The 11,755-nt window shown below is 57.1% G+C and carries 10 protein-coding genes and 2 tRNA genes; 1 reads left to right on the plus strand and 11 read right to left on the minus strand.

Annotated features, from left to right (window positions below):
• Nucleotides 1–60: 60 nt before the first annotated feature.
• The 10 genes from infB to rlmE all read right to left on the minus strand — a co-directional run bounded on the left by infB (nt 61) and on the right by rlmE (nt 10,709).
• Entirely contained in the window at nt 61–2,748 is a 2,688-nt protein-coding gene (gene infB / locus ACMGF9_RS21525; protein WP_004933511.1) for a translation initiation factor IF-2, read from the minus strand.
• A gap of 23 nt (nt 2,749–2,771) precedes the next feature.
• On the minus strand, nt 2,772–4,280 hold the full coding sequence (gene nusA / locus ACMGF9_RS21530) for a transcription termination factor NusA (RefSeq protein WP_004933514.1): 1,509 nt from the start codon (nt 4,278–4,280) through the stop codon (nt 2,772–2,774).
• A 21-nt stretch (nt 4,281–4,301) separates the two neighbouring features.
• The gene (gene rimP, locus ACMGF9_RS21535; RefSeq protein ID WP_028127574.1) at nt 4,302–4,754 is read right to left on the minus strand and encodes a ribosome maturation factor RimP; all 453 of its coding nucleotides are present in this window, start codon (nt 4,752–4,754) and stop codon (nt 4,302–4,304) included.
• A gap of 217 nt (nt 4,755–4,971) precedes the next feature.
• Nucleotides 4,972–5,048: transfer RNA gene (locus ACMGF9_RS21540), tRNA-Met, on the minus strand.
• 60 nt (nt 5,049–5,108) lie between these two features.
• A tRNA-Leu gene (locus ACMGF9_RS21545) sits at nt 5,109–5,195 on the minus strand.
• 69 nt (nt 5,196–5,264) lie between these two features.
• A complete protein-coding gene (gene secG / locus ACMGF9_RS21550; RefSeq protein ID WP_004933519.1) occupies nt 5,265–5,600 on the minus strand; it encodes a preprotein translocase subunit SecG in 336 nt (111 codons plus the stop codon).
• Between the two features lie 220 nt (nt 5,601–5,820).
• Entirely contained in the window at nt 5,821–7,158 is a 1,338-nt protein-coding gene (glmM, locus tag ACMGF9_RS21555) for a phosphoglucosamine mutase (RefSeq protein WP_118892519.1), read from the minus strand.
• A gap of 4 nt (nt 7,159–7,162) precedes the next feature.
• Nucleotides 7,163–7,999: a dihydropteroate synthase gene (gene folP / locus ACMGF9_RS21560; RefSeq protein WP_414160413.1), complete on the minus strand. Its 837-nt coding sequence runs from the start codon at nt 7,997–7,999 to the stop codon at nt 7,163–7,165.
• 92 nt (nt 8,000–8,091) lie between these two features.
• The gene (ftsH, locus tag ACMGF9_RS21565; RefSeq protein WP_004933529.1) at nt 8,092–10,023 is read right to left on the minus strand and encodes an ATP-dependent zinc metalloprotease FtsH; all 1,932 of its coding nucleotides are present in this window, start codon (nt 10,021–10,023) and stop codon (nt 8,092–8,094) included.
• A 56-nt stretch (nt 10,024–10,079) separates the two neighbouring features.
• Nucleotides 10,080–10,709 (minus strand): 23S rRNA (uridine(2552)-2'-O)-methyltransferase RlmE, encoded by a 630-nt coding sequence (rlmE, locus tag ACMGF9_RS21570; protein ID WP_004933533.1) that lies wholly within the window; start codon nt 10,707–10,709, stop codon nt 10,080–10,082.
• Nucleotides 10,710–10,852: 143 nt separating this feature from the next.
• On the opposite strand from rlmE, the gene yhbY reads away from it, so the two are divergent.
• Entirely contained in the window at nt 10,853–11,146 is a 294-nt protein-coding gene (gene yhbY, locus ACMGF9_RS21575; RefSeq protein ID WP_004933536.1) for a ribosome assembly RNA-binding protein YhbY, read from the plus strand.
• 112 nt (nt 11,147–11,258) lie between these two features.
• Here yhbY and greA read toward each other — a convergent pair whose 3' ends face one another.
• Entirely contained in the window at nt 11,259–11,735 is a 477-nt protein-coding gene (greA, locus tag ACMGF9_RS21580; protein WP_004933539.1) for a transcription elongation factor GreA, read from the minus strand.
• Between the last annotated feature and the right edge of the window lie 20 nt (nt 11,736–11,755).

Genomic DNA, 11,755 nt, shown 5'->3' on the forward strand with positions numbered 1-11,755 from the left:
CCAGACAAATCGGGGGGCACAAAGGCCCCCCGTAAACAGATATAAGCAGATGTGCAATCGTTAAGCGATGGTGCGTTGGATCTCAATGATTTCGAACACTTCGATCATGTCGCCGACGCGCACGTCGTTATAGTTCTTAACGCCGATACCACATTCCATGCCGTTACGGACTTCGTTAACGTCATCTTTGAAGCGACGCAGGGATTCCAGCTCGCCTTCATAGATAACCACGTTGTCGCGCAGTACGCGGATTGGGTTGTGACGCTTGATGGTCCCTTCGGTCACCATACAGCCGGCGATAGCGCCGAACTTAGGCGATTTGAACACGTCGCGCACTTCGGCCAGGCCGATGATCTGCTGCTTGTATTCCGGCGCCAGCATGCCGCTCATCGCCTGCTTCACTTCGTCGATCAGGTTATAGATCACGGAGTAGTAACGCAGATCCAGGCTTTCCGCTTCGATCACGCGGCGCGCAGAAGCGTCGGCACGCACGTTGAAGCCCAGGATGATGGCGTTGGAAGCCGCTGCCAGCGTCGCGTCGGTTTCGGTGATACCACCTACGCCGGAGCCGACAATCTTCACCTTCACTTCGTCGGTGGAGAGTTTCAGCAACGAGTCGCTGATCGCTTCGCAAGAGCCCTGAACGTCGGATTTCAGTACGATGTTCAGCTCGGACACTTCGCCGTCGGTCATGTTGGCGAACATGTTTTCCAGCTTGGACTTCTGCTGACGCGCCAGTTTGACTTCGCGGAACTTGCCCTGACGATACAGCGCCACTTCACGCGCTTTCTTCTCGTCACGCACCACGGTCGCTTCGTCACCCGCTGCAGGCACGCTGGACAGACCCAGGATTTCCACAGGGATAGACGGACCGGCGGAGGTCACTTCACGGCCCAATTCGTCGCGCATCGCACGCACACGGCCGTATTCGAAGCCACACAGGACGATGTCGCCCTTGTTCAGCGTACCTTCCTGAACCAGCACGGTAGCCACCGGGCCACGGCCTTTATCCAGGAAGGACTCGATCACTACGCCGCTCGCCATGCCACTGCGAACCGCTTTCAGCTCCAGAACTTCGGCCTGCAGCAGGATAGCCTGCAGCAGCTCGTCGATACCGGTACCGGCTTTCGCGGACACGTGGACGAACTGCGCTTCGCCGCCCCACTCTTCCGGCATCACGCCGTACTGGGACAGTTCCTGCTTAACGCGGTCCGGATCGGCTTCCGGCTTGTCGATTTTGTTCACCGCAACCACCAATGGCACCTGCGCCGCTTTCGCGTGCTGGATAGCTTCGATGGTCTGTGGCATCACGCCGTCGTCGGCCGCCACCACCAGAACCACGATGTCAGTCGCCTGAGCACCGCGAGCACGCATCGAGGTAAACGCGGCGTGGCCCGGGGTGTCCAGGAAGGTGATCATGCCGTTCTCGGTTTCTACGTGGTAGGCACCGATGTGCTGGGTAATGCCGCCGGCTTCGCCCGCCGCCACTTTGGTGGAGCGGATGTAGTCCAGCAGAGAGGTTTTACCGTGGTCAACGTGGCCCATGATGGTCACGACCGGCGCGCGCGGCTCGGCCGCAGCACCCGTATCACGGTCGCTCATCAGCGCTTCTTCCAGCTCGTTTTCACGACGCAGGATAACTTTGTGGCCCATCTCTTCGGCAACCAGCTGCGCGGTTTCCTGGTCGATAACCTGGTTGATGGTGGCCATGGCGCCCAGCTTCATCATCACTTTGATGACCTGAGAACCTTTTACCGCCATCTTGTTGGCCAGCTCGGCCACGGTGATGGTTTCACCGATCACCACGTCGCGGTTAACCACCTGCGCCGGCTTGTTGAAGCCCTGCTGCAGAGCGCTAGGCTTGCGTTTGCCTTTACCACCACGGGTAACGGCGCGCGCTTCTTCGCGATCCGCTTTGGATTCGGACAGCTTGTTGCCTTTCTTCTGCTTGGTGGCTTTGCCGCCGCGGGTGCGGCTGCGACGATCGCCTTCAACTTTGGCGTCGTTTTCATCTTCAGCGGCACGGGCGTGCTGAGAGGTGGTCACGTGATAGTCGGCGCTTTCAACCGCGGCGCTTGCCGCGTCTGCCTGGGCCCACTTCTCGCCGTTCTCTTCGGCCATGCGACGGGCTTCTTCCGCCACGCGCTTGGCTTCCTCTTCAACCTTGCGGCGCACTTCCTCTTCCGCTTTACGTTTCAGTTCAGCGGCTTCGGCTTCACGGCGTGCTTTTTCCGCCTGAGCTGGCTTGGTCATTTCGTCGGTATGTTGATTGGTCACTTTTTCTTTTTCCGCTGAATTACGCTTAGCAATCTCCGCGGCCTCACGTTTGGCTTGCTCTTCGGCTGCGCGCTTCGCTTCCGCTTCGCGTTTTGCGAGCTCTTCCGCTTCGCGCCGTGCCTGCTCTTCCGCTTCACGCTGTGCCTGCTCTGCCGCTTCAGCCAACTGGGCTTCCTGCGTATCGCGATTTACATAAGTGCGTTTCTTGCGGACCTCAATTTGCACCGATTTACTTTTACCGCCGGTGCTCGGGATATTCAAGGTGCTGCGCGTTTTGCGCTGCAAAGTGAGTTTACCCGGCGCGCTGCCGTGTTCACGGTTCAGGTGCGCCAGCAATGTTTCTTTTTCTTGCTGGGTAACAGAGTCCGACTCGGACTTGTTGATCCCTGCATCAGCAAACTGCTGTACCAGGCGATCAACCGGAGTCTGAATCTCTGCTGCCAGCGATTTTACGGTTACATCTGTCGTCATGCTGTTCCTTCCTGCTACAGTTATTACGCGTTGTCGCCAAACCAACAGATATTGCGCGCAGCCATGATCAGCTCGCCGGCTTGCTCGTCGCTAAGCCCTTCAATATCAGCCAGATCGTCAACACCCTGCTCGGCAAGATCTTCCAGCGTACAAACCCCACGCGCGGCCAGTTTAAAGGCCATGCTGCGCTCAAGACCCGGCAGGTTGAGCAAATCGTCGGCCGGTTTGTTGTCGCCCAGGCTTTCTTCTTGTGCCAGGGCCAGCGTGGTCAATGCAGCTTTGGCGCGTTCGCGCAATGCTTCAACCGTATCTTCATCCAGACCGTCGATTTCCAACAGCTCTTTGATCGGCACGTAGGCCAGCTCTTCCAGCGTGGAGAAGCCTTCTTCAACCAGTACGGTGGCGAAATCTTCGTCGATATCAAGATACTTGGTGAAGGTATCAATAGCGGCATGAGCCTCGGCCTGGTGCTTGGCCTGCAGGTCGTCCGCCGTCATCACGTTCAGTTCCCAACGATCGTCGCCGCGGTGTTGTTTCAGCAGCTGGGAAGCCAAACGCACGTTTTGGCCGTTACGGCCGATCGCCTGTGCCAGGTTGCTGGCTTCAACGGCGATATCCATGGTGCAGTTATCTTCATCTACCACGATCGACGCGACGTCGGCCGGCGCCATGGCGTTGATGACGAATTGCGCTGGATTATCATCCCACAGGATGATGTCGATGCGTTCGCCGCCGAGCTCGCTCGACACGGCCTGAACGCGCGCACCGCGCATACCTACGCAGGCGCCGACCGGGTCGATGCGCTTGTCGTTGGTTTTCACTGCAATTTTCGCACGGGAGCCAGGATCGCGGGCTGCCGCTTTAATTTCAATCACTTCTTCGCCGATTTCCGGCACTTCGATGCGGAACAGTTCTTTCAGCATTTCCGGGCTGGAACGGCTGACGAACAGCTGCGCGCCGCGGGCTTCAGGACGCACGGCGTACAGTACGCCGCGAATGCGGTCGCCCGGACGGAAGTTTTCGCGCGGCAACATGTCTTCACGGCCAATCACCGCTTCGGCGTTGTTGCCCAGATCCAGCGCGATGCTGTCACGGTTCACTTTCTTCACCACGCCGGTGACGATCTCGCCTTCATGTTCACGGAAAGCGTCAACCACCATCGCGCGCTCGGCCTCGCGCACTTTCTGCACGATAACCTGCTTGGCGGTTTGGGTGGTGATGCGGTCGAAGGTTACGGATTCGATCTGATCTTCGACGTAGCCGCCGAGCTCGATGCTCGGATCTTCAAACTGAGCGGCTTCCAGCGTGATTTCACGCGTCGGCTGCGTCACTTCGTCTACGGCGACCCAACGGCGGAAGGTATCGAAATCGCCGGTTCTGCGGTCAATGCTGACGCGCACGTCGATTTCCTGCTCGTATTTTTTCTTGGTTGCGGTGGCTAATGCAGTTTCCAGCGCTTCGAAAATCTTCTCGCGCGGAAGGGATTTTTCATTGGAAACTGCTTCAACAACAGCCAGAATCTCTTTGTTCATCCTAGTTGCCTCTTCCAAACTTTAAAAGTGGGGTACCAGGTTCGCTTTCTGGATGTTGCTCAGCGCGAACACTTCATCTTTCCCTTCCACAGTAACCGTGATCATCTCGCCTTCGACAGACTTGATAATACCCTGCCACTTGCGACGGTTCTGTACCGCCATGCGCAGGACCAGGCTGACTTCTTCACCGAGGAAACGCGTATAGTGCTCTGCGGTGAACATCGGGCGATCAAGGCCAGGAGAGGAGACTTCCAAGTTGTAAGCGACCGTGATTGGATCTTCGACGTCCAATACAGCGCTGACCTGGTGGCTGACATCAGCGCAATCATCAACATTGATGCCGTTGTCACTATCAATATAGATGCGGAGCGTCGATTGGCGCGCACGAATGAATTCGATGCCTACAAGCTCAAAGCCCAACGCTTCTACGGGTGCCGAAAGCATCTCTGTTAACTGTTGCTCTAATGTGGACAAGCCCACCCCCAAGACATAAAAAAAGGGCTAAATAGCCCAGTGATTCTGTTGCCAAATAACAAAAAACCCCGAAAAATCGGGGCTTTATGCAACTGGACCCTGTTTGCCGCTAGGCGGCCTCGGTACAACTTTCGAGCAAGTGTCATTTTCAAATGTTGATCGAGAAAAGCGGATTTCAATCGAAAAGTGTATTTGAAAATAAACACTTAAAGGAAAGTGGTTGCGGGGGCCGGATTTGAACCGACGACCTTCGGGTTATGAGCCCGACGAGCTACCAGGCTGCTCCACCCCGCGTCCGAAAACGTGGCAAATACTACGCCGATAATCGCAAAATTGCAAGTTATCTCTGGGATTTGGTACCGAGGATGGGACTCGAACCCACAAGCCCGTTAGGGCACTACCACCTCAAGGTAGCGTGTCTACCAATTCCACCACCTCGGTACTGATTCTTACTGCTAACGGCCGTTGTTCTTTCGAGTTCACAACCACCGTTTACAAACTTTTTGCGGCTTACTGCGGGATGTCGCTGCTCGGCTTGGCAGGTGCTGCCGGCGCGGTTGTCTGCTCAGTTTTCACCGGCTGACCGAGGTTTTCCCACTCGCTGCCTTTCTTGCTTTGGTTGCTGCTGAGGTTGCCCAGAATCAGGCTGATGACGAAGAACAGCGTCGCCAATACAGCAGTCATGCGGGTCATAAAGTTACCGGAACCACTCGAACCGAACAACGTGCCTGATGCACCTGCTCCGAAAGAGGCTCCCATATCAGCGCCTTTACCTTGCTGCAACATAATCAGAGCAACCAGCCCGATTGAAATCAGCAGGAAAATTACCAGAAGAGCTTCGTACATAGTAGTACCCGTATCCTTGCGGCCTCACCGCATGCCAAATGCTTCACACTCATCAAGCAGGCGTGTTTATAAACTGCCTACTGAAGCGGGTGTGAATACTAACCAAAGCCGCCAACCCGCGCAAGGGCAATTTGCAGCCGCCGGCGCGTTTGCGGAAAAAAACGCCAACAATCGCCTGTTCGGGCTCAGCGATGCCAAGCCCGGCGGCTAACTGTCTGTTTTAACCTGCGGATTTCACCGCATCGGCGATGCGATGCGCCAGCGCGGTCACCTGCTGCTCGTCCTCACCCTCCACCATCACGCGGATCAGCGGTTCAGTGCCCGATTTGCGCAGCAGCACCCGGCCGCGACCGGCCAGCTCGGCTTCCACCTGTTCGGTGACCTTGCGCACCGCTTCGGACTCCAGCGGATTGTGATCGCCGGCGAAACGCACGTTGACCAGGATCTGCGGCAACAGCTTCATGCCGCTGCACAGGTCATGCAGGCTCATGTGGTTACGCACCATGGCGGTCAGCACCTGCAACCCGGCCACGATGCCGTCGCCGGTGGTGGTTTTGTCCAGCAAGATCACATGGCCGGAGTTTTCCGCACCGATGCGCCAGCCCAGCTCCTGCAGCTTTTCCAGCACGTAACGGTCGCCCACTTTGGCGCGAGCGAACGGAATGCCCAGCTGTTTCAGCGCCAGCTCCAGCCCCATATTGCTCATCAGGGTGCCGACCGCGCCGCCGCGCAGCTGACCCTGGCGCAGGCCTTCGCGGGCGATGATGTACAGGATCTGATCGCCGTCCACCTTATTGCCCAGGTGATCCACCATCATCACGCGGTCGCCGTCGCCGTCGAACGCCAGGCCAACGTGCGCTTTTTCCTGCAGCACGCGCTCCTGCAACTGACGCACATCGGTAGCGCCGCATTTCTCGTTGATGTTCATGCCGTCCGGGTCAACGCCGATGGCGATCACCGTAGCGCCCAGCTCGCGCAGCACGCTCGGCGCGATGTGGTAAGTCGCGCCGTTGGCGCAGTCGACCACGATTTTCAGCCCTTTCAGGCTCAGCTCGCTCGGGAAGGTGCCTTTGCAGAATTCGATATAGCGGCCGGCGGCGTCGATGATGCGGCTGGCTTTACCCAGCTCCGAGGACTCCACGCAGGTCAGCGGCTTTTCCATCTCGGCCTCGATCGCTTCTTCGACATTGTCCGGCAGCTTGGCGCCGTCGATCGAGAAAAACTTGATGCCATTGTCATAGAACGGGTTATGCGAAGCGGAAATGACAATGCCCGCTTCCGCGCGGAAGGTACGCGTCAAATAAGCCACCGCCGGCGTGGGCATCGGCCCGGTGAAGGAGGCGGACAATCCGGCTGCCGCCAGACCGGCTTCCAGAGCGGACTCCAGCATATAGCCGGAGATGCGCGTATCCTTACCGATGATGATCTTGCGGGAACCGTGACGCGCCAGCACTTTACCGGCCGCCCAGCCCAGCTTCAGCACGAAGTCCGGCGTGATGGGGCTGTCCCCGACCTTGCCACGGATGCCGTCGGTGCCAAAATATTTGCGCTCGCTCATGTCTCTACTGTCCCTTAGTTGAAAGTGTTGCCTCGACGACACGCATCGCCTCGACGGTTTCTTTAACGTCATGCACTCTGACAATCTGCGCACCCTGCATCGCCGCGATCACCGCGCAGGCCACGCTGCCGATAACCCGTTGATCCGGCGGCACGTTCAGCAGTTGTCCAATCATCGATTTGCGCGACATGCCGACCAACAGCGGCAAACCAAAACGATGAAACTCCGACAACCGAGCCAGAAGCTGATAGTTGTGCGACAAATTTTTACCGAAACCGAAGCCGGGGTCGAGCAGCAATTTCTGATTTGTTATCCCCGCCTCGTTACAGCGCCGGATATGGTGTTCGAAAAACGCCTGAACGTCGGCGATCAGATCGTCGTAGTGCGGCGCCTGCTGCATGGTGCGCGGCTGCCCCTGCATGTGCATCAGACAGACCGGCAGGCCGCTTTCCGCCGCCGCCGCCAGGGCGCCCGGCTCCTGCAGCGAACGAATGTCGTTGATCAGATGGGCACCGGCCTGCGCCGATTCGCGGATCACGCCCGCCTTCGAGGTATCGACCGAGATAAAGACCTCGAAGCGCTGCGCCAGCGCTTCCACCACCGGCACGACCCGTTCCAATTCTTCCTCTTCGCTCACCTCCGCCGCCCCCGGCCTTGTCGATTCGCCGCCGATATCAATCATCGTGGCGCCGGCCGAAATCAGCGCATGCGCATGCACCAGCGCCTGGTTCAGGGTGTTGTGGCGGCCGCCGTCGGAAAACGAATCCGGCGTCACGTTGAGGATGCCCATCACCTGCGGATGGGAGAGATTGAGCGTCATGTCGCGCACGGTTAACTGCATGGTTGGTCCACCTTACTGTTGCCTGGTTCACTGCCCGCCGGGCAAAAAAAAACCCCGGCGTACCGGGGTTTGATGTTATTACACAGCCGTTGTTACTTGTCGAGCTGTTCGGACATGGTGTTGCCCGGCGTTGGGGTGCGCGGCTCATCTACCGGCGTCGGGGCTTTCGGGGTGCCGCCGTTGTCGGAGCTGTTGCCTTTGTTCGCATCGTCCCAGCCCGCCGGCGGACGCACGTCTTTGCGGTTCATCAGATCGTCGATCTGCGGCGCATCGATGGTTTCATACTTCATCAGCGCATCCTTCATCGAGTGCAGGATGTCCATGTTTTCCATCAGCAGCGAGCGAGCACGCGTGTAGTTGCGTTCGATCAGCGACTTCACTTCCTGGTCGATGATACGCGCGGTTTCATCCGACATGTGCTTCGCCTTGGCCACGGAACGGCCCAGGAACACTTCACCCTCTTCTTCCGCATACAGCAGCGGCCCCAGCTTCTCGGAGAAGCCCCATTGGGTCACCATGTTGCGGGCGATGGAGGTCGCCACTTTGATGTCGTTCGACGCACCGGTAGAGACTTTTTCCGGCCCGTAGATGATCTCTTCCGCCAGACGGCCGCCGTACAGGGTGGAGATTTGGCTCTCCAGCTTCTGACGGCTGGCGCTGATCGCATCCCCTTCCGGCAGGAAGAAGGTCACGCCGAGCGCACGGCCACGAGGAATGATCGTCACTTTATGTACCGGATCATGTTCAGGAACCAGGCGGCCAATGATGGCGTGGCCCGCTTCGTGATACGCGGTCGACTCTTTCTGCGCTTCGGTCATTACCATGGAGCGGCGTTCCGCACCCATCATGATCTTGTCTTTGGCTTTCTCGAACTCCACCATCGACACCACGCGCTTGTTGCCGCGGGCGGCGAACAGCGCCGCTTCGTTGACCAGGTTGGCCAGATCGGCACCGGAGAAGCCCGGCGTACCGCGCGCAATGACGGAGGCGTCGATGTCGGCAGCCAACGGCACGCGGCGCATGTGCACCTTCAGGATCTGCTCACGGCCACGCACATCCGGCAGCCCGACCACGACCTGACGGTCGAAACGGCCCGGGCGCAGCAGCGCGGGGTCAAGCACGTCCGGACGGTTGGTGGCCGCGATGACGATGATGCCCTCGTTGCCTTCGAAACCGTCCATCTCAACCAGCATCTGGTTCAGGGTCTGCTCGCGCTCATCGTGACCGCCACCCAGGCCGGCACCACGCTGGCGGCCGACGGCGTCGATTTCATCGATGAAGATGATGCACGGCGCGGCTTTCTTCGCTTGTTCGAACATGTCACGCACGCGGGATGCGCCCACGCCGACGAACATTTCGACGAAGTCGGAACCGGAAATGGTGAAGAACGGCACCTTCGCTTCGCCGGCGATCGCTTTCGCCAACAGCGTTTTACCGGTCCCCGGCGGGCCAACCATCAGCACGCCTTTCGGGATCTTGCCGCCCAGCTTCTGGAAACGGCTCGGTTCGCGCAGGTATTCCACCAGTTCGCTCACCTCTTCTTTCGCTTCGTCACACCCGGCGACATCGGCGAAAGTGGTCTTGATCTGGTCTTCCGTCAGCATGCGGGCCTTGCTCTTGCCGAAGGACATCGCGCCCTTGCCGCCGCCGCCCTGCATTTGCCGCATAAAGAAGATCCAGACCCCGATCAGCAACAGCATCGGGAACCAGGAGATAAAGATAGAAGCCAGCAGGCTCGGCTCTTCAGGCGGCTCGCCGACAACTTTCACATTCTTCGTTAACAACGTATCCAGCAACTTAGGATCGTTGACAGGGATGTAGGTCGTGTATTTGTTACTGTCTTTCTTGGTAACGTTAATTTCACGTCCGTTGATTCGCGCTTCGCGAACCTGGTCCTGGGTCAGTTCGGACATGAAGGTAGAGTAATCCACCCTACGGCCATTCGACTCGCTGGGCCCAAAGCTCTGGAATACAGACATCAACACTACCGCGATGACTAACCAGAGAATTAGGTTTTTCGCCATGTCACTCAAGGGATTAACCTCATCTTACAACTGTGTTAACAAACAGCGTTAGGGTACTACAGTTTGCGCCCTGTCGCTACAATGTACACTTCGCGCGAACGGGCGCGGGAAGCGTCTGGCTTACGAATCTTAACCTTCGTAAACAGGGAGCGAATTTCCCGTAGGTACTCGTCAAAGCCATCTCCCTGGAACACCTTCACCAGGAAACTTCCGCCTGGTGCGAGGACATCACGACACATATCCAGCGCCAACTCCACCAGATACATCGACCTTGGAATATCGACCGCCGGGGTGCCACTCATATTCGGGGCCATATCGGACATGACCACCTGAACCTTACTCTCGCCTACTCGTTCCAACAGTGCCTTCAGCACCAGTTCATCACGAAAATCGCCCTGAAGGAAATCGACGCCAACGATAGGATCCATTGGCAAAATATCACAGGCGATGATGCGCCCGGTACCGCCGATTTGGGTGACCACATACTGCGACCAGCCGCCCGGTGCGGCGCCCAGGTCAACCACGGTCATGCCCGGTTTGAACAGTTTGTCGCTCTGCTGTATTTCATCAAGTTTAAACCAGGCACGGGAACGCAGTCCCTTTTTCTGCGCCTGCTGTACATATTTATCGCTAAAGTGTTCTTGTAACCAGCGACTGGAGCTAGCCGAACGCTTTTTATTAGCCATCTCGTTTTCCAACTATCATAAAAAGAGTCTTATGTCAGGGTCGCTGCTCACGTAGACTCACACCGGTGAAGACCGATTTGGTGATATACATGAGATGGCGGTAGAATGTACCGTTTTCAATCCCAACTTAAGCAAAAAAGACAATGAATCTGAATAATAAACAAAAACAGCACCTGAAAGGCCTGGCGCATCCGTTAAAACCGGTGGTGATGCTGGGCAATAACGGTCTTACCGAAGGGGTGCTGGCTGAAATTGAACAGGCTCTGGAGCATCATGAGCTGATCAAGGTAAAAATCGCCGCTGAAGATCGCGAAACCAAAACCCTGATCGCCGACGCTATCGTGCGTGAAACGGGCGCCTGCAATGTGCAAGTTATCGGCAGTACGCTTATTCTTTACCGCCCGTCGAAAGAGCGCAAGATCAGTCTACCGCGTTAATAACCATCAGGTTAACGAAAAGGTGCCATGCGCCTGACCAAGATAAAAGGCCGCTTGCGGCCTTTTTCCTATCTTTACAAAACGTTGGCGCATTAATGACCAACGATCCCGATCAGAGATACTCGACCTTCAGGATCTCGTATTCCACGTCGCCGCCTGGGGTTTTGATTACTACCACATCGTCTTGCTCTTTGCCAATCAGGCCGCGCGCCATCGGCGAGTTTACCGAAATCAGATTTTTCTTGAAATCGGCCTCATCGTCGCCAACGATGCGGTAAGTCACTTCTTCTTCACTGTCCAGATTCATCACCGATACGGTGGCGCCGAAGATCACCCGGCCGGTGTTCGGCATCTTGGTGATATCGATCACCTGCGCATTGGACAGTTTGGCTTCGATTTCCTGAATGCGGCCTTCGCAGAAACCCTGCTGTTCGCGGGCGGCATGGTACTCGGCATTTTCTTTCAAGTCGCCGTGTTCACGCGCTTCAGCGATATCCGCAATGATTTTCGGGCGGCGCACGCTTTTCAGATATTCGAGCTCTTCGCGCAGTTTTTCAGCGCCAAACAAGGTCATCGGAATTTGGTTCATCGTATAAATACCTCTAAATC

Source organism: Serratia sp. BNK-23 (assembly GCF_047456145.1).
GTDB lineage: Bacteria > Pseudomonadota > Gammaproteobacteria > Enterobacterales > Enterobacteriaceae > Serratia > Serratia nematodiphila.

What these genes read in the sequence shown, in the direction of transcription:
- infB (WP_004933511.1), bottom strand. Translation starts at nt 2,748, where the DNA reads ATGACGACAGATGTAACCGTAAAATCGCTGGCAGCAGAGATTCAGACT.
- nusA (WP_004933514.1), bottom strand. Translation starts at nt 4,280, where the DNA reads ATGAACAAAGAGATTCTGGCTGTTGTTGAAGCAGTTTCCAATGAAAAA.
- secG (WP_004933519.1), bottom strand. Translation starts at nt 5,600, where the DNA reads ATGTACGAAGCTCTTCTGGTAATTTTCCTGCTGATTTCAATCGGGCTG.
- glmM (WP_118892519.1), bottom strand. Translation starts at nt 7,158, where the DNA reads ATGAGCGAGCGCAAATATTTTGGCACCGACGGCATCCGTGGCAAGGTC.
- folP (WP_414160413.1), bottom strand. Translation starts at nt 7,999, where the DNA reads ATGCAGTTAACCGTGCGCGACATGACGCTCAATCTCTCCCATCCGCAG.
- ftsH (WP_004933529.1), bottom strand. Translation starts at nt 10,023, where the DNA reads ATGGCGAAAAACCTAATTCTCTGGTTAGTCATCGCGGTAGTGTTGATG.
- rlmE (WP_004933533.1), bottom strand. Translation starts at nt 10,709, where the DNA reads ATGGCTAATAAAAAGCGTTCGGCTAGCTCCAGTCGCTGGTTACAAGAA.
- yhbY (WP_004933536.1), top strand. Translation starts at nt 10,853, where the DNA reads ATGAATCTGAATAATAAACAAAAACAGCACCTGAAAGGCCTGGCGCAT.
- greA (WP_004933539.1), bottom strand. Translation starts at nt 11,735, where the DNA reads ATGAACCAAATTCCGATGACCTTGTTTGGCGCTGAAAAACTGCGCGAA.